This is a genomic window from Affinundibacterium nitidum (genome assembly GCF_014284155.1).
Lineage (GTDB): Bacteria > Pseudomonadota > Gammaproteobacteria > Burkholderiales > Burkholderiaceae_D > Undibacterium > Undibacterium nitidum.
Genome location: NZ_JACOFZ010000001.1, coordinates 1,414,202 through 1,432,807 on the forward strand (window position 1 = coordinate 1,414,202; position 18,606 = coordinate 1,432,807).

General features: G+C 47.6%; 17 protein-coding genes. 12 read left to right on the forward strand and 5 right to left on the reverse strand.

The window, feature by feature from the left end:
• Positions 1–21: 21 nt before the first annotated feature.
• The 5 genes from H8K36_RS06160 to H8K36_RS06180 all read left to right on the forward strand — a co-directional run bounded on the left by H8K36_RS06160 (position 22) and on the right by H8K36_RS06180 (position 6,275).
• Positions 22–411: a hypothetical protein gene (locus H8K36_RS06160; protein ID WP_186914592.1), complete on the forward strand. Its 390-nt coding sequence runs from the start codon at positions 22–24 to the stop codon at positions 409–411.
• Between the two features lie 1,128 nt (positions 412–1,539).
• Complete coding sequence (locus tag H8K36_RS06165) at positions 1,540–1,767, forward strand: hypothetical protein (protein WP_186914591.1); 228 nt, start codon at positions 1,540–1,542, stop codon at positions 1,765–1,767.
• Between the two features lie 377 nt (positions 1,768–2,144).
• Positions 2,145–4,583 (forward strand): tetratricopeptide repeat protein, encoded by a 2,439-nt coding sequence (locus tag H8K36_RS06170; protein ID WP_186914590.1) that lies wholly within the window; start codon positions 2,145–2,147, stop codon positions 4,581–4,583.
• A 602-nt stretch (positions 4,584–5,185) separates the two neighbouring features.
• On the forward strand, positions 5,186–5,716 hold the full coding sequence (locus H8K36_RS06175) for a hypothetical protein (RefSeq protein WP_186920440.1): 531 nt from the start codon (positions 5,186–5,188) through the stop codon (positions 5,714–5,716).
• 49 nt (positions 5,717–5,765) lie between these two features.
• Positions 5,766–6,275, forward strand: a complete 510-nt coding sequence (locus tag H8K36_RS06180) for a GNAT family N-acetyltransferase (protein ID WP_186914588.1) — start codon at positions 5,766–5,768, stop codon at positions 6,273–6,275.
• 26 nt (positions 6,276–6,301) lie between these two features.
• On the opposite strand, the gene H8K36_RS06185 is transcribed toward H8K36_RS06180, so the two are convergent.
• Positions 6,302–6,874: a flavodoxin family protein gene (locus H8K36_RS06185; RefSeq protein WP_186914587.1), complete on the reverse strand. Its 573-nt coding sequence runs from the start codon at positions 6,872–6,874 to the stop codon at positions 6,302–6,304.
• A gap of 131 nt (positions 6,875–7,005) precedes the next feature.
• Here H8K36_RS06185 and H8K36_RS06190 point away from each other — a divergent pair, with 131 nt between their 5' ends.
• The 7 genes from H8K36_RS06190 (at position 7,006) to H8K36_RS06220 (ending at position 13,050) form a co-directional block, all read left to right on the forward strand.
• A complete protein-coding gene (locus H8K36_RS06190) occupies positions 7,006–8,016 on the forward strand; it encodes a LysR substrate-binding domain-containing protein (RefSeq protein WP_186914586.1) in 1,011 nt (336 codons plus the stop codon).
• Positions 8,013–8,570, forward strand: coding sequence for a GrpB family protein (locus H8K36_RS06195; protein ID WP_186914585.1), 558 nt, complete (start codon positions 8,013–8,015; stop codon positions 8,568–8,570). The genes H8K36_RS06190 and H8K36_RS06195 overlap by 4 nt, the downstream gene beginning before the upstream one ends.
• A 122-nt stretch (positions 8,571–8,692) precedes the next feature.
• Positions 8,693–9,055 carry an ArsR/SmtB family transcription factor gene (locus H8K36_RS06200; RefSeq protein ID WP_186914584.1) on the forward strand — a complete coding sequence of 121 codons (363 nt, stop codon included), beginning with the start codon at positions 8,693–8,695 and terminating at the stop codon, positions 9,053–9,055.
• A 32-nt stretch (positions 9,056–9,087) separates the two neighbouring features.
• Positions 9,088–9,774 (forward strand): aquaporin, encoded by a 687-nt coding sequence (locus H8K36_RS06205; protein WP_186914583.1) that lies wholly within the window; start codon positions 9,088–9,090, stop codon positions 9,772–9,774.
• A gap of 6 nt (positions 9,775–9,780) precedes the next feature.
• Positions 9,781–10,260, forward strand: a complete 480-nt coding sequence (locus H8K36_RS06210) for an arsenate reductase ArsC (protein WP_186914582.1) — start codon at positions 9,781–9,783, stop codon at positions 10,258–10,260.
• A 126-nt stretch (positions 10,261–10,386) separates the two neighbouring features.
• The gene (gene arsA / locus H8K36_RS06215; RefSeq protein ID WP_186914581.1) at positions 10,387–12,201 is read left to right on the forward strand and encodes an arsenical pump-driving ATPase; all 1,815 of its coding nucleotides are present in this window, start codon (positions 10,387–10,389) and stop codon (positions 12,199–12,201) included.
• 102 nt (positions 12,202–12,303) lie between these two features.
• Entirely contained in the window at positions 12,304–13,050 is a 747-nt protein-coding gene (locus tag H8K36_RS06220; RefSeq protein WP_186914580.1) for a hypothetical protein, read from the forward strand.
• 14 nt (positions 13,051–13,064) lie between these two features.
• On the opposite strand, the gene H8K36_RS06225 is transcribed toward H8K36_RS06220, so the two are convergent.
• The 4 genes from H8K36_RS06225 to H8K36_RS06240 all read right to left on the reverse strand — a co-directional run bounded on the left by H8K36_RS06225 (position 13,065) and on the right by H8K36_RS06240 (position 18,515).
• Complete coding sequence (locus tag H8K36_RS06225; protein WP_186914579.1) at positions 13,065–14,417, reverse strand: tetratricopeptide repeat protein; 1,353 nt, start codon at positions 14,415–14,417, stop codon at positions 13,065–13,067.
• Positions 14,417–15,586 carry a hypothetical protein gene (locus tag H8K36_RS06230; protein ID WP_186914578.1) on the reverse strand — a complete coding sequence of 390 codons (1,170 nt, stop codon included), beginning with the start codon at positions 15,584–15,586 and terminating at the stop codon, positions 14,417–14,419. Before H8K36_RS06230 ends, H8K36_RS06225 begins: the two co-directional genes overlap by 1 nt.
• A 174-nt stretch (positions 15,587–15,760) precedes the next feature.
• Positions 15,761–16,528 carry a hypothetical protein gene (locus tag H8K36_RS06235; protein WP_186914577.1) on the reverse strand — a complete coding sequence of 256 codons (768 nt, stop codon included), beginning with the start codon at positions 16,526–16,528 and terminating at the stop codon, positions 15,761–15,763.
• A gap of 154 nt (positions 16,529–16,682) precedes the next feature.
• On the reverse strand, positions 16,683–18,515 hold the full coding sequence (locus tag H8K36_RS06240) for a M28 family peptidase (protein ID WP_222611120.1): 1,833 nt from the start codon (positions 18,513–18,515) through the stop codon (positions 16,683–16,685).
• Positions 18,516–18,606: the final 91 nt, after the last annotated feature.

Consider the following 18,606-nt stretch of genomic DNA (forward strand, 5'->3'; position numbering starts at 1 on the left):
ATATATCGCAGGCGCACACAAATGACTAACCAAGATTGGAAGAAGTTTCTACAAACCTCACGTGAAGTTTTGGGGAAAGGTTCATGTCACCCTTATTCGAGCGAATCTTGGTGTGCATTTACAACATTTAGCAGCCTGATCCATGGCGTACATTACTTTACTCTAGGGCTACCTGATATTGAGGACTGTCTTGAAAGCCGCACTATAGACGGTGGAGTGTGGGCGCAATCAATTGAGTATGATGACCTAGCACACATCATCATTCCAGAAACGTTCTATTGGGAGCGGACGGTGCAGGGATTTGAAAGCGGATATAAGACGCAGAACATCAAACTCCTCTCTGAAGAACTACTCAGACAAGGAATCGAACATCGTTTGACCGATCTCGTTCTCGAAATCAAAGTCTATTGAACCGCATTCCTCGATGAATCACAAACGATACGAAATATGGCTGCTGACTCATCCAAGAGGTGGCCTAAATCCTCGGATATGGAGAGAAAATAGAGAATCTTGTGATGCTCAGACCCCCTTTCAGCATGCGATTGGAATCCGCTATAAGCGACAAGGTGCTTTTCTATACCCGCAAACCAGGATCGAATTTCTCACATTTGGTAGAGGTGGTGTACCGAAAAAGACATCAGAACTTTTCACAGATATTTTCCATAAAGGCAGACACTCAAGAAATCTTACTCGATACCGCCATGGAACTAGTCAAATGCTAGGAGGAGCAACAGGATATGCGATATTTTGCTCTCGAAAGCTGAAGAAGCGATCAGTAAGCAAGGTTGGTGCTGTTTATTCCGGTTCAATTTGGGTACACAAAAAGTATGATTTTTGAGTCAAGAAATGAAACGATCAAATTCAGAAAGTCATTGATGAAAGCAAAATAAGTTGAACGCATCGTTCATAAAAAACTTGAAAAGCTAAAGCTTGTTTTTACCCGCAACTTTTCTGATTGGAGTGTTCCCTATTTTGAAATATTCTCGCCTTGTACTGAAGTAGGGTATCTTCGGATCGCGTTTACCTTCAAAGAGACAATTTTATATAGCAAAATTTCGACGAGTCATATCACTGATTTTGAACTTAGGCGTTCAAGTAAGAGGCGTAAGTACAGCAATTTAGAGAGTAAGAAGTCTGTGGCAAAAACCACGGCAAAACGGGTTAGAAAAATCGTTAATGGCTTAATTTATATGTCCCAAAATTTTGATGAAAATGAGAACTGCCTGAGTAGTGGAAGCGGACCTATTGAACACTCGTACTCGAGAAATCCTCAGAAAACAGAAGAGATGTCACGTATTCATGGCGTTCCTATCACTACGAAAGAGTGGAATTGGTTTTGCAAGCTGTAGGTGCGAATAGCAAAGCGTAATCGTACGAATAGAGATTACAAAGCCGCTTCGACGCCACAAGAAATTAGGGCGGAGAATAATTCCAACTCCTCGACCTAAGACTTCAAATACATTACGATTCAAAATTTCCTTTCGGACGATTACGCAGCGCCAATCGCACCTAGGCGGACGCCATAAACATAACAATGAAATGGTATCACTTCCCAATTGCACCGCCACCGCGAACGAATGGCAAAGCTTCAAACCCTCACGACTAAAGCCACTACAAGAATTTCTAAACGCCCGCACCAGCAGCAATGCTTCGGCAGTACTGCGTAGCGACGACGTTTGGGCGACGCGTTTACAGAATTATTTGGCGTCAGAGCATGTATGGAGCTTCTTTGCGATGGTCGATGGTAAAACCTGTGGTTTCTTTTAATGCAAAGTTCTGAATAACAAGGACGCTATTGTTGTACGATGGTGACTATACGGGAGCAACAAGACTGCCTCAAAGACACCCCAAAAAATTGAATCTAGCGGTAAATGATCAACTAACATACGAACGTCGCTTTTGTGAGGATCGTTTTTTACCTTAATTCTAAAGTAATCGGAACCATATCTGACTCGTGTAAATCACAGGCTCCCCCTTTCATTTGTCAGTGGCACCAAGTTCTCCCGCAACACGAGCTGCTCAATCAACCACAATAGCGTTAAAATGACCCGATATTAACGATGCCAATGTCACTTGTATAATGCCCTCTGCAGCCGCAGTTACCATTAGCAAAAGAGATCAGCAATTTACCAAAGCCGACCACCATGATTTTTAACTGGTTCAAGAAAAAACAAGACAACCCAGCTGCAGATACGCAAGCAACGCATCCGGACCGTGTGGAAGATCTGATTAAACAAGGCAATGTTTGTTTAGATCAAAACCAGTTGGAAGCAGCGGCCGCCAGGTACCAAGAGGCGCTCGCATTAGTGCCAGAACATCGGAATGCTCTACTCAATTTGGGTTTTGCTTTACAGAGTTTACAACGTCTGGATGAGGCACAAGCAGTCTTGGACAAACGGGCAAAGTTGGCGCCGCCATCGGCTGATGCGCATTACATGCTAGCGGGCATCGCACTGATGAAGCAGGCCCCGCAGCAAGCCGCACTCGAATGTGAGTCCGCGCTGAAGGTCAATCCAGCATTTGAAGCAGCCGTTCTCATGTTGGTTGATCTGCTGGCACGACAAGGTAAATTTGCTGAGGCACAATCGCATCTAACAGATTTTTGTTCACATATTAGCACTTCGCCGCAGGCGTATTTTCTACTTGCTCAATTACTCATCCAGCAAAAACAATTAGCTTCTGCCCTACAGGCTCTAAAGACCGTGCAGCAATTGCAGCCTGATTTTCCAGAACTGCGATTGAGAATGGCTCATATCTACGAGCAGCTCGGCCAAGCGGAACAAGCTCTGAAACTCTACCAAGAAATGCTTACGTTAAGCGATGGCAATCAGGAAGTTGCTCTTGGAAAAATTGCGCAATTTCATCTCGACGCAAAACATCTGGTTGAAGCCCGAACTTATTTTCAGCGCCTCGTTCAACATAATCCTCGCGCCATAGAGGCACTCAACAATCTTGGTACGATAGAACGAAGTTTAGGTGCGAATATGAGTGCACAGCGCTACTTCGAGCAAGCTTTGCAAATCAATCCAAGTAATCCAAGTATTTTGTGCAATTTAGCTTTATGCATACATGACCTAGGCCGCAGTAATGAAGCGATCGAACAACTAAAACGAGCCGTTGCGTTAGAGCCAACTCAAAGCGCGCTTCATTTTAATCTCGCGAATATTTATTCCGACGATCGCCAGTTTCACCTCGCCAATCAACATTACATTACGGCGCTGGAACTTTCGCCAAATTATGCTGAAGCGCATTCCAATTATGGCTTTTGCCTTCGTCAACAAGGAAAGTCGAACGAAGCAATTGCCCACTATAAACAGGCTTTTGATTTGCGTCCAGACCTTGTGGTTGCGCTCAGCAATGCGATCTTCGTATTGAGCTACCACCACGACTTCACCCCAGCCGACTATATCGAGCATGCACGTGCTTACGACAAAGCCATCTGCCAAAATATTACGCCATTTAAAGAATGGTCATGTGCACCACAAGGCAAACTACGCCTAGGATTTGTATCAGGAGACCTGAGAAATCATCCGGTCTGCTATTTCCTAGAAAACATTATGAAGTCTCTTGATAACACGCAGTTTGAACTGGTGGCTTACTCCACCGTTCCAGTGTGTGACGAGGGCACTGAGCGATTAAAGAAAATTTTTCATCTATGGCGCACTATCAGCGACTTGAATGACGACCAGGCCGCACAGCAAATTCATCAAGATGGCGTACATATCTTGTTCGATCTAGCGGGATACACTGCACATAATCGCTTACCGCTCTTCGCTCGTAAGCCTGCGCCGGTCCAAGTTACGTGGCTTGGATATTTTGCATCAACTGGCATGTCGAGCATGGACTATTTGATTGCCGACCCGCACACGCTGCCACCAGACCAAGAGCAGTATTTTTCGGAAAAAATCTGGCGCTTACCAGAAACTCGTCTGTGTTTTTCAGCGCCCCAATCGGACGTTGCAGTCGATGCCCTCCCGGCTTTGAGAAACGGCTTTATTCGTTTCGCCAGCTTTAACCAACTCGTGAAAATGAATGATCACGTTGTTGATCTGTGGTGCGAGGTTTTGCGCGCGGTTCCCAATAGCCGCTTATTGCTCAAATCAGCACCATTCGCGGAACAAGAAGTGCAGGCGGAAACGCTAATCCATTTCACAAGCCGCGGCATCCCCCCAGAGCGTATCGAGTTTGAAGGCCCTTCGTCGCGCGATGACTATTTCCGCGCCTACAATCAAGTCGATATTTGCCTCGATCCGTTCCCTTACACGGGTGGCACTACGACGATGGAAAGCCTATGGATGGGCGTCCCTGTCATCACTTTGTCTGGCGAGCACTTTTTAGCGCGACAAGGCCAGGGTCTTTTAATCAATAGTGGTCTCGCATCTTGGGTGGCGAAAGACAAGTCTGAGTACATCGCTCTGGCGAAATTCCATAGCGAGCACTTGGAAGAACTCGCTGAATTACGCGCGCAGCTCCGTCAGCAAGTACTGAATTCACCCGTTTGTGATTCACCACGCTTTGCTAAATTTTTCAGCGAAGCCTTACAAAGTATGTGGCAGACTCATCTACAAAAGCACAAGCTATAGTTCTCATTCGATACGACTAAATTCGGCTTCGCGCCTTCAAACGGCGAAGCGAAAGCCTCGGGTTTTATCTAAAAGACCCACAATTTCTTTATTTTCACATGTAAAAGACATGTAAAAAAATAGATGTACGGTGTCAAGTTTCGTTTTGATTGGCGCCGTTCGAAACATCGAACAAACTCCCGTCAAGCTGAGCTAGTACCGTGACTTCACCGATTCAAGAACCAAGCCACACCACAACAAAGAAGTCCCAACAATGCCTGTAAAAATTTTCTGGCATGCTCCTTGCTGTTCCCAATCTTATAAAAAGATTCAGCCTTTTTGTACTTCGCCAACGCGTAAAGGGCTAGTCAAGTTCATATGAATTCAGGGGAGCTAGTACCATGCCACTTCGTGGATTTAGACAGGTCAAACGATGTACCGTAAAGAATGCGAGTCGGATGTTCATAAGCGCCCTTTCACACATCAGCGCTTCGATAACGGCAATGCCATCACCAATGCGAGCTCGCACCCTCGCTAGCATCAACACATTTTTGACGCTGTTTTTCTGTACCGCAGTGCCCGCTTACGCCGAGATTTATCGTTGCACAAGCCATGAAGGTAAAATGATTTCAGCCGATCGCGTGCCTGCAGAGTGCCGCGGTAAATTAATCCGCGTTTTTTCTGACTCAGGAAGCTTTAAGTCCGAAATCATGCCTCCATTGAGTGCTGCTGAAAAACAAAAGAAAGCACAGGAAGTGGAATCACAACAGCAACAAAAAATGGTCGCTGAGGAGTTTCTGCGCGAAGAGCGTTTCCTGACTGCCCATTTCCGTAGTGAATCAGATATCACACAAGCGCAAAAAAAGGCACTTGAACTCGTTGAAGCCAAAAAGAAGATGGTTTTGGAGCAGCTCGATCTCCTCGCCAATATTGTCTATGAATTGAGAATAGAGATTAGTAATGCAAAGCAGCTGGACAAAAATTCGAAATCATTTCAACAGCTATATCAATCAAGGCTCGACGAGTTGACGCGTTCTATCAAAAAAAGCCAAGATCAATTAGCGACTTACGAAACTGAAATCGATAGAATTAACCGTGAATACGACCAAACGCTACAACGTTATCGGGTTGTGGTTGTGAGCAGACGTCGCTAGTGCTATCGTGTATTAAGTCAAGCACATGCACTCATCATAATTCCCGTTAATGACATCACTCACTATCCGCGCTATCACCGCCCATGACTGGAAAGTCTATAAAGCATTGCGCCTGCAATCACTACAAGATACGCCAGACGCCTTCGGCAGTACCTATGCTGAGGAGCTTGTGCGTAGTGACGAGGTATGGGCGACGCGTATTCAGAATGCTTTAGCGTCGCAGAGAGCACAGATATTCTTTGCGCTTGTCGACGATCAAGCATGTGGTTTGGTCTGGTGCAAGCTATTAGATGATGCAGAGGCGACTGTCGCCTTGTATCAAATGTGGGTAGCACCGCAAGCACGTCGGTGTGGTGCTGGGTCCGCTTTGATTGAAGCGACGATCGATTGGGCGTTGAGTAAGGCTGCGCGGCGTTTGCTACTGGAAGTGACCAGTACCGAAACCGCCGCGATACGGCTATATCAAGAACACGGTTTTATCGCAACTGGCGAACTAATCCCCTTGCGTGAGAATAGCGATTTGCTGATGCAGCCTATGGTGCGCCTCATTGCGCCCTGACCAAATCGCACTGACAAATAATTGCGCTAAGTAGCGACGAAGTAACGTCTGGCCTGTTCCACCGATTGCGAATCATCCATCACATCGCCTGGCCGATTACCATAGCCGATCAAACTACCCTGCCATTCCATTTGCATATACCCTGCGGTGTGACGTAGGCTTTCCACTAAGCCGTGCGCGTAGCTTTGGTCTTGATCTGCGGTCACGGTGATATTCCAAAACCGACGGCCCTGCATCTGTTCGCGAAATTGCAAGCCTGGTACACGCATCCAACCTGACCAGTGATCGAGATAGTGTTTGGCTAATGTCGGTAAGCTATACCAATACAACGGCGTGACGAAGACCAAATCGGTCGCACTTAGGGTGAGTTCGAGTAAATCTTTGGCTGCGCCTTCGGGTGCTGCATAACTGCCATCGCCTTCGTGTCTGATGTCTGTAAATGCGGGCATTGCATAATCCTGCAGACGTATCCAGCTTTGCTTGGTGTCTTTGGGTAAATAAGAAGCGGCGTGTCGGGCGAGTTGTTCGCTATTGCCATTGGCGCGTGTGCTGGCCAATAGAAAAACAAAATGGCGTGGATTTGAGTTGTCGCTTCGCATGATATTTTGAATTATGTAATGAAGATTAGTTTGTCTGAACAAGCTCTGAATAAACAGCAGTCTAGAGAGTGCCCGCTCGGCTGACAAATGATGATTTTTGCGGTTCAGATTAGTTCTGCTAAACTGAAGTCATGCGTAAAACTCCCCATCTTCGTTCCGCTCCCTTTGCTGCCTTGCGCGCCTTTGAGGCCGCCGCACGTCTCGGTAGTTTTAAACATGCGGCACTGGAGCTATCCGTCACGCCAGCCGCGATTAGCCACCAGATCAGTTCATTGGAAGATTATTTGGGCGTTCCACTATTCATACGCTCTAATCGTTTAGTGCAATTAAGCGACGCGGGACGTGACTTATCGCAGCAAGTATCTGCTGCTTTCACACAACTACAAGACGCCTTGGTGAAAGCCAGTAGCTCAACCTTGGACCACAATGTATTAGTCGTCAGCGCCGCACCTTCGATTGCAGCGAAATGGCTAGTGCCACGTTTGAGTCGCTTTCATGCGCGGCATCCCGATATCGATTTGCGTTTATCGTCTGAAAACCAAACTCATGACTTGATTAAAGACGCGAGCATCGATGTGGTACTGCGCTATGGCAAAGGCGGCTACAACACGGATAACGGTTTGCATGTTGAAAAACTATGGGAAGAAACTTACTTATTTCCAGTTTATGGGCTTAAGACGTTTGCTGCCAAGCGAACGCCATTACAAAAACCGAGCGACTTACTTTCGCATACACTGCTGCGCCTACCACTGCCGCCAGATCGACAAACAGCGGAAGTCGGTGAACGCTGGCAAGCTTGGTTGCAGCAGTTAGCACTTGACGAAGCAATCAGTCAGGCCGATCAAAAAGCACTACAAGAACACGCGAGCAAAGGGCCGTTTTATAGCCATGAACATCTCGCCATCGATACCGCAAAGTCTGGGCATGGAATATGTCTGGCGCTCGATGTCTTGGTGATTGAAGATCTCTTTGCCCATCATCTGATTCGCCCGATTAGTTTGAGTAGTCGCGACCCATTTTCGCATTGGATGATCTATCGACAGCAAGATGCGCAAAGTCACAAGCTCATGGCCTTCGCCAATTGGATACGTGATGAAGCGGCTAGCTCCTCAAAAGCCTTAGCAAACTGTCGTAGCGCATGATGTCTATGCTCAAACACTTCTTGAAGCCCGAACTGATACTTAGCGCATATCAGGAGACATGGCCGCAAGCCTTCGACTCAGCCAAGCAAGAACTACAGAACTTGTTCATCACTCCTGATTTTCAAATTGAGCATATAGGTAGCACTGCCATCCAGGGGCTGAGTGCCAAGCCCGTGATTGACATCTTGCTCGGTGCATCAAGCTTAAGCGATATCGAAACGAACATTACCGCGCTTGAAAATAGCGCTTATACCTATGTCGCCAAATATGAAGTCGACATACCGCAGCGCCGCTACTTCGTGAAGGCCGCGCAGACAGAATTGTCGGGTACTCCCTTTCGACTGCATGTACACGGTGTGGTGATTGGCTCTCAGCTATGGCGAGAGCATCTATTTTTTAGAGATCAACTGCGCACGCAAGCGGCTATACGCGAGGAATACCAAGCCTTGAAACTGCGTTTAGCGACTGAATTTGCCCATGACAAAGCGGCTTATACCGAAGCGAAAGCGCCCTTTATCCTCAGAATTTTGGGGCAAATGCCAGCATCCAACTAGATTTATCATCGAAAAAACTAGCCAGATTGACCATTTTCTCAATAAACCAATTTACTACTTGATTCCATATTTCGATAAATATAGAATTATCGAAATTTGAAAATTAAAGGGAACACTTGCCCATGGAAACCAAATCCGCCATCACTGCCCTCGCCGCCCTTGCGCAGGAATCCCGTCTGGCAATTTTTCGCTTACTGGTTGCCGTCGGGCCTGAAGGCTTAGCCGCGAGCAAAATTGCGGAGCAACTGGAAGTGCCTTCATCGTCTCTATCTTTCCATCTCAAAGAGTTATCGCATGCTGGTTTGATCGTAGCTCAACAAGATGGTCGCTTCATTATTTACTCCGCCAACTTTGAGGCTATGAACGAGCTCATCGCTTTTTTGACGGAAAGCTGCTGCGCTGGCGAACCATGTGCGCCGACACTCAGTAAATCACTCAACAAGTCGCTCAACTGCAAACCTAAAGCTGCCAAGTCTGCCGCATAAACCGTTCTCTCATTTCACTTTTTCATCATTTTATGTCTACTCACATCACCTTATTTAAACGCTTAGTGGCCGAGTTTCTCGGTACGGCGTTCTTGCTCGCAGTCGTCGTCGGTTCCGGCATCATGGCGCAGAATCTCTCTGCCGGTAACACAGCAGTCGCGTTGCTTGCGAATACGATTGCAACTGGTGCGGGTTTAGTTGCTTTGATTTTGATGTTCGGACCCATCTCGGGCGCGCACTTCAATCCTGCTGTCACCTTCATGGATTTTTGGCAGAAGAGTCTGCCTGCAAAATGGGTCTTGCCATATGTGTTAGCACAAATTCTCGGTGCATTTGCTGGCGTTGCTGCCGCTCATGCGATGTTTGATCTACCGACGTTTTTCGCCTCTACCCATGTCCGCACTGGTGCATCTCAGTGGTGGAGTGAATTTGTGGCGACCTTTGGTTTGATCGCCGTCATCATCAGTACCTCGCGCTCACGCCCAGCGACTACACCTTTCGCGGTGGCAGCTTATATCACAGCGGCCTATTGGTTTACTTCTTCAACATCTTTCGCCAACCCTGCTGTGACATTAGCGCGCGCGGCGAGCGATACGTTTGCTGGAATTCGTCCCACGGATACAGCGGGTTTCATCGCCGCACAACTGTTGGCTGCGGGCTCAGCAACTTGGCTCTTTAACTGGCTCTACCCACAATCGAATGTACAACAAGAGGCTTAATTCATCATGAACGTTCTATTTCTCTGCACAGGCAATTCTTGCCGTTCTATCTTAGGCGAAGCCACGTTTAATCACTTAGCTCCTGCCGGTTGGCGCGCGATGAGTGCCGGTAGCAAACCTACTGGTCAAGTCCATCCACGTTCGCTTGCACTGTTAGCACGCGAAGGTATTTCGACAGAAGGCTATTTCAGCAAATCTTGGGATAATTTACCGGCAACACCCGATATTGTGATCACCGTTTGCGCCAGCGCTGCAGGCGAGACTTGCCCTGCCTATCTTGGCCCTGTCTTGCGCACACATTGGGGAGTGGAAGACCCAGCGCATGCCACCGGTACTGATGAAGAAATCGACGCCGCGTTTATGCAGGCGTATCGCATTCTCCGTGCGCGAATCGAAGCCTTCTTGGCGCTTGATCTCGCAACATTGCAACAAGATCGTATTGCCCTAAAACAGGAAATGGATAGCATCTCTGATGTTATGGCATAAAAACAAAGACGACGTAAACCTGAGCTAGCGCAATGACGAAGCACTAGAACATGCTTTAATCGCCAGTGGTGGTGTGATCGAATCGCTGCATCAACTAACGGTTTATGGCCAATCAAGGAGCCGCTTGTGATTTTTTTAGACTCATTGCCAGCGTTCGTATTCTTTACCGGCAAAGGCGGCGTCGGCAAGACCTCCTTGGCCTGCGCAACGGCGATACGACTTGCGGATCAACAAAAGCGAGTTTTATTGGTGAGTACTGACCCTGCTTCCAACGTCGGGCAGGTTTTTGGCATCCACATTGGCAATCACATTACTGCGGTAACCGCAGTTCCTCATTTGTCCGCCCTCGAAATTGATCCGCAAGCAGCAGCACAACAATATCGCGACCGCATTGTCGAACCTGCTCGCGGCGTTCTCGACGATACGGTTGTCAATGCCATGGAAGAGCAGCTTTCTGGTGCTTGCACCACAGAGATTGCAGCCTTTGATGAATTCACTGCTTTGCTGACTGACACCACAATCACTTCGCAATTCGACCATATTATTTTTGATACCGCACCCACCGGTCACACCATACGCATGTTGCAACTACCTGGCGCATGGTCGAGCTTTCTCGACGAAGGCAAAGGCGACGCTTCTTGCCTTGGCCCATTGGCCGGTCTAGGAAAACAGAAAGAACAGTATCATGCTGCCGTCGCTGCCTTGGCCGATCCACTCAAGACACGAATGATCTTAGTCGCCCGTGCGCAAACGACAGCGCTACGCGAAGCCGCCCGCACCCATGAAGAATTAAGCGCGATTGGCTTTCGGTCGCAATACTTAGTCATCAACGGTGTGATGCCGGCTGCGGAGACCATGCACGATGAATTGGCCCTCGCCCTGTATCATCGTGAGCAATTGGCATTACAGAAAATGTCTGCTGTCCTTAGCACGCTGCCTAAGGATCAACTTCAGCTCTTGGGTTTTGATTTGGTTGGACTACCGGCACTGCGTGCTTTACTTGGTGCAGTACAAATGCCCGAGGACGGCCAGCAAGAAAACAAAAGTAACACCCATGCGGGCAACGCTCATATCACTGACTTCGTCGACCATTTACCGCAGGCACCCGAGCTTGAAAGCTTAATCAATGAAATCGAACGTGACGGACATGGGCTAGTCATGACGATGGGCAAAGGCGGCGTCGGCAAAACCACGATCGCCGCAGCGGTTGCAGTCGAACTGGCACGTCGCGGCCACCCTGTCCATCTCACTACCTCAGACCCCGCGGCACATGTACTGGCGGCAATCGATGGCGAAATTGAAAATTTAAGTGTTAGCAGAATCGATCCACAAGCAGCAACAGAAGCCTATCGTTCGCAGGTGATGGCTAGCAAAGGCAAACATCTAGATACAGAGGCAAGAGCACTGTTAGAAGAAGACTTACGCTCTCCTTGCACCGAAGAAATCGCTGTGTTCCAAGCCTTCTCACGTGTCATTCGTGAAGCTGGAAAAAAATTTGTGGTAATGGATACGGCACCAACCGGCCACACTTTATTGTTACTCGACGCAACAGGTGCCTACCATCGTGAAATCGCTCGTCAAATGGAGAGCACGGGGATGCGCTTCAATACCCCGATGATGCAACTACAAGATCCGCTACAAACTAAAGTGTTGATTGTGACACTAGCCGAAACCACTCCGGTCTTAGAAGCGGCTGGTCTGCAAGACGATTTACGACGCGCAGGCATCGAGCCTTGGGCGTGGGTGATCAACAATTGCTTAGCTTACGCACATCCCCATTCACAACTTTTACAACAGCGCGCCCACCATGAAGTCGTCCAGATTCAATTGGTCGCAGAAAAATATGCGCAGCGTTGGGCAGTGGTTGGCCTGCAAAAAGCCGAACCCATTGGTCAAGAGCATCTACAAATGTTGATGAAACTACCGATCTCGACGAATTGAACATGATTCATTCCACTTGCGGACTCAATGCTTTCAGCGTCTAATAACAGATGAGTCAACTGAAAACGGGGTCGCGAAATGTTCTCCACAGTAAGAGCATCAATGTCGCACAGCATAAGCATAGTGCTATTGACGGCAATAGCATTGTTCCAGTCCTTTTCTGCCTGCGCTGTTGAGCCACCGGCAAGCTGCGTAGAGATTCAGAATCTTGGTGGTAGCAACGGCGAATATAGAATCACCAACAACTGCACCACTGATGTGAGTGTTGCTTACTGTTCAATCACAAAGAAAATTTGGGGAAAACAGTGCGGTCAAACTGAAAGTAAGTTTAACCAGTATTACACGCACATGATGACATTAAAGCCAGGTGAGAAATCAAGTCGATCTGGCAATGGCGAAATGCGCTTTGCAGCTTGTCCTGGGTACATTAATTCTTGGGACAGTATCAAAGGCAAGTTTCAAAGTAATACGGATGGAAGCTTCGTGTGTTGGCCGGAAACAAGTTTACCCAAAGACAAAGTAGCCGAAAAAACTGAAAGCACTAAAACACAAATGGCAATATCGAGCGCAGCATCAAAAGATATCGGCGATGCTTGCGCACATGCCCGAGAGCCTTTGATTGAGGCCGGCATTACACCACCCCTTTGTAATTGCAAGGCGGCCGGTTCGGAAGGCTTAGCGGCAAAAATATATCGCTGTGAAATCCAATATGCGATTCCAGAAACCTCAGGTGACATGATCAACAGCTTGAAAAGCTGGGTACGGAAACAGATACCTAGCTGCGATGCCACCAAAGAAAAAGATTGTGCGAAATCTCGCAGCGTCAGTATTGGTGGCATTCGCGGCTGATTGTCACCGCTATATTAATTTGAAGGGCGCGTCGGTTTAACAGGCTCTTGAGGTTGGGTTGATGGATAGCTTGCCTGGCACTGCGCAATCTTCTCGTTGTATCCGTTGACGCATGCGGTATGAAGCTTCGCTCTATCCTCCGCATTACCACCAATGCCTAAAAAACCACTATCTGGTGCAGGGATGCGCGCCTCACAGGCGAAATAAGCTTGTCGTGTTGCATTCACGCATGGCGTATATTTGGCAAATAGTGCCATTCGATCTTGATAGACCTCCATCGCTTTAGCATATTCACGCATCGACTGCTCATAACGCAACTGCTGGTCACGTTTTCGTTCCAACTCGGCTACATCAGAGGACAAAGCCTTGACGGCGACATCTCCCACCAAATCGACTAGCCAGCTTGAAAATTCATTCGTTTTCAGTAATTCAAAAAAAGCCTCGTGCTTCAATACCCCAAGATCTAAACGATTGCGACGAGAGAGGTCTTTCAATACTTCCTTCAATTGCGCAATATCACCGTTCTTGACGTAGTAACGCGCTAAAAGCTCATAAGCACCTATGTGATTAGGATCCGCATCTAACGCATCGCGAATGAATTGCAATTGTCTAGTTCCATCTGCCTGTTTCGCCTGTTGAAACAGTGTATTTGCAATTGAGTCAAGCTGGGGACTAATACTCTTCAGTAATGCGCCCGACTTATCCAAAATGGCTTGGTCTGATATCTTTTCAAGAACTTCACGTAAAATCTTAGCGCCTGCCACTGGCTGACCGAGTCGCCCGACGTAAAGCTGCGCCGCATTAAAGCCGTATTCACCATTTTGGAATCCAGCCTCCCAAGCGAGCTTCCAAGCGCTCGCTGCTTTTCCGTTCAAACCTTCGTTTTGCGCGTTCTCTGCATCACGGGCAGCGACTAAGGATGTTCTTCCCCAAGCGATGGCCTGCTGCAGTTTCTTGACCGATGATTGCGCTTCTTCTGGCGCAAATCTCACCGCTTCAAACGCCGCATCGTCAGCCTGATCGAAATTGCCCATTCGGAACAATATCAATCCCATGTAATAGTGCGCTTTATAATTGACTGGCGCGGCCACCACCGCTTTACGAGCAAAACTCAGCGCCGTAATCAACTCATTCTTTTCGATCTCAGCGATTGCATTGCTGATCAACACATCAGCCGATTGTACGCTTACAGGCTCCACGGCGGCCTTGGCGTTAGCATTAACTTTTGACTTGGTACTTACACCCTTCGTTTGGCGCTCTTGTGCAGCGCCATTATGAATCTGCGACATGGTCAAACTGAACACCGTAAAACACAGCACTGCGCGCAATTGCTTCGACTCGAATCGTGATGGCAATAAATTTTTCATTAGAATGCTGCTCGCTTGTAGTTTTGGATGAATTGATCGACTGAGGCGACAATCTCTGGATGTACCTGCCCCGCTACGTCACTACGTGACAACATTCGGCCAAGCCGAAAATGTACACCAAGATTGAAAGGATCAAGCATAGAACCGCGCCCACGCGTGCTAGGAACGACATTGATCTGCAAATGCAATGCACCTCTTGCCGTAAAATCAGCAATGCGCGTTTGCTCATCGGCATATATGCGTTCTAGCTTCGTCATCTGACGTTGGTAATCTAACTTTTCTTGCTCCATCGCCTCACGTCGTTTTTGCAAGACCTCCTGCCACATACGTCGATCTGCTTCGAGACTAGCCACTTCTTGATTCTTTTTGCTAGCGAACTCAGCCATCCGAATATCGTCTATGGTTTTCTCGATTTGTTTTAATTCAGCTTGTAACTTATCTAGTTTGCGCTGCAAATTCTTTTGCATTGCCGAACGCTCTGAGCCTATAGACGTCTCCCATAGCCACACACCAAATTCGATTTGTTCACGACCATCGCGCATGATGGTGTCGGTGACGACGGCGTCTTTATTATTCTTTGCAAGTGCTGCCGTTAGTTGATCAATTGGCCGTTGTAACTCAGCGTCTTTGTTCGCAATTTGCTCCGGCGTCGGTGCAATAATTTTCTGGCCTGAATGGGGAAAGGTCTCGCCTTTTGACAATATATCGCGCTTGGTTCGATTGCATCCACTACAGAACAAACCATTTCGATAATCTTCCATTTCCGCTGCTTTGAACGCTTCAAGCTCTTGTCGTTTACGCTGCTGTTCAGCAATCTCGGCGCGCAACTTCGCCAACTGTTCGATTAAAGCATTGGTGTTGGCGCACAGTCCTGCGAGCGCGGAAACCGACCTTTCCGCCATAGCGCGAGATTCGGATGCCGCCATTGCTGCAGCATTACTCACACTCGGGGCATTGGGTTTCCCATCTTTAGTTTTCGGCTTTGCAAAAGGGCTGAGTAAGTCATCGCCAGCTTTTGCCATTCCCCATGCCCCACTCAGAAAAACAGCCACAGGAGCAAGAAAAATATGTCGGCGCCGATGCGATACCAGGTTGACATTCGCTGGTTCAACAAGTGCCGCAGAAGGACTTGGGACGGGGGTACAACAACGACAAGTCGGCACTTTCATCTTCCCTAACTCCTTGATTGATTTAGCCTTATCGATCTTAGCATGGTGATATAACGCGAGCAATCTTGCCAAGCAATCTACGAGGAATGAAGCAACACAATACTATCAGGACCAATGCAATTGAATTCTAATTGCCGTGAGGATAATGAAAAAGCTAGCTTATCGAAAAACAAATTAGTGAGAAACTTCGGGCACAACGAACTCCTTTACACAAAGCTGCCAGTTCGCTCTATCCAAACAAGGTTTAATTGCAGCGTCCCATGCATTTTCTGTTTTCAATGCACAAGCTTGTTCGATAGCGTTCAAACAAGCTTGCTGCGCGGCTTTGAAACGTTGATCTAACCAGCGGTTACGGGCAAACAACTCCCGCCATTTCTCCACTTCAAGTTGCGAGTAAACACGCGGCAAATTTGAAGTTATGCCACGCTGCCAATGGCGGCCTAAATCTGTCGATTCAAAATACAGAAACTGTTGGTAGTCAAGCGGATTAGTTAATTCTAATTGCAAACGTTGACCATCGGAATTGATGCGCCCACGATGATAGCCAAAATTGTTAATTGCGATGCGGTGTTCCGCCACTTCATTCGGGTCATGCAAGCTATTCAGGGCGCCAGGAAATAAATTTTGCGAGAAGGTTTTTCCGCCATCTACACTTATCAACAATTGTTCTCCGCCGAGTTTTCCTTCGGCGTCCTTAAAGCGATATACGGTATTTTCCGCGAAATAAAAAATCGCATTGTCGCTCATCACAACATTGCGGCAATCCGGTCTATCATCATGAAAACCTATCACCTGCTTAGGTCCAATCACGGTATGATCGCCTTCAATGATCGTGAAACCATAGGCATATGCAAAGTGATCGGAAATACGACCATAATGTGTCTCCTCATATGCGCCGAGCGAAAGACGTTCCAAGCGACCACGATGACCTTCAAAGCGCATCGTCAGATTAGATTTAAGAGTGCAATCGACGCGGTCACTGGCAGAAACGGAAGTGCCAACACACATACACACTATAAGTGTACAGACGCCCAATAAAAAATTGAAATTTACAAACATTGTCTTTGTTTAACTTTAGTCTCTTGAGTTAATGATCTCAATTTAATTTTTCCTCTAGATTTCGGGATAGCTTAACAAGTTCGGTTTGCGCTTTTTGTACGCGTACATTCAGATGCTGTGTCATACCAGCCGTCGGCAAAGCACGTATTTTGTCAAAAGCTGCCACATACCAATTCGTCCACACCTCCAAAATGTGTTTTTCTTTGGCAGCGTCTGCGCCCCCCTTGACTGCTTTCTCACTCAAGGCGAATTCGGTTTGTAATCTGTCCTTAGCATTGACTAGCAGCTCGTCGATGATGTGGCCGACCGTTGCTTCATCCGCCGTACTCAAACTGAGCGCAGCGGCTAGTGCACTGATACCAACATTGCGCAACTCAGACTTAGATACTTTGTCTATGCGATCGAGATCAGTGTGATAAAAAGCGTCGGTGAAATGCCACATCAGAAGACCAGGGATTTTGGCATTGAGGAAAGGCGTATGATCGCTGCCACCTTCGTAGGGGTTGGCATTGACTTGCCAACCACTCTCCAACGCCTGTTGACGACAGCGGCCCAACAAGAAGTCGGTAAAGTAGTTAGGCATCATGTCGGACTCTTTTAACACTGAGCCACCCCACTCCGTGTGTTTCTCATTGCCCCGTGTCCATATCGCCGAAGGATCTGGCATTTTTTCAATTAAGAAGCTGCCACCGGTTTTGCTCACATCTTCACCGACCATATCGAGGCTCAATCCCCATTGTATGCCTGCGGCACGTTTGGGGTTTTCAGCGATGTAACGCGCGGTGGAGTTAATTTCATCTCCCCACATAAAAGTGATCGTGCGCTCTGGTGCGATTGCTTTTTGTTGTATCAATTGCGCTGTGACACGTGCCATTTCCGCCAAGGTGCCGACCCCTGTCGCATTGTCATTGGCACCTGGTTCTTGAACGTGTGCGCTGAAGACAAAGCGTTGATCTGCAAGACTACGACCGCGTGCGTTCGCAATCAAAGTCAGTTCTTCAGATTCGTATAATTTGGTCTCCACTTTCACTGCTAATTTCACACTCGATTTGGCCAAAGCTTGTTTCAATTTTTCTTTGGCTTGATAGGATAAAACGACGGCCCAGATTTGGCGTTTGGCATCGAGGTAAGGGAGCGTTTGAAACTGTATCGAGTTGATGTATTTCTGTGGCTGGGTGTAGGCTGGCATCGCATAGGAGATGACGCCAATAGCACCGCGTTTCACCGCATTGCCAAACACTGCAGCAGCGGCGTTTTCAACAAAAACAATCTTGCCTTGTACTTCTTTTGCGTCTAATTCGGCAGCACTGCCTTTACCAGCGAAGACAACTTCTGCTTCAACGCCCGCCGCTGGCGTGCTCGCAGAATTGACTGCAAGCATATTGCGATTGCTAGCAAACTCAAGCAAAGTTGTTTGGTCGCCAACAATACTTAAGCGTCCATCGACTGGCTCCCAAGTGGGGCGCTTCATCTTTTTGGTTTCAATACGATAGGTTAAAGGGCCATCACTCTCGCCATTCACTTCTTTTTGGTAACCCGCATCTTGCAGAATTTTTTCTACGTGATGAATACTGGCGTTAAACCCCGTGTTACCTGCGATACGCCAATATTTCTCGACAAAAGCGACCGTGTTATAGGCATTATCGGCATTGAACTCTTGCCGGAGTTGGCGGTAACTCGGCTCAAAATGAGCTTGAGCTGGACTTAAGGCTACAGTAGTCGCTATTGCTTGGCTTGCTGTTGGCGTAGCAGTTTGTGCCAATGAAGACGTCGTAGTACTTGCAATAACGAGCATCGCTAGCAAAGCATGACGCGCTTTCTTGAAATTATCTGCCTTCAAGAAAGGCCCACTATGGTGTAGTTTGAACATGCTGTCTTCCCCAAAAATCGACGCCAAAAGCGTTGGATGTTCGGGGAAGAGTTTAGTTCAATTTCAGGGGTGTCGTCTTAAAATTGTGCTG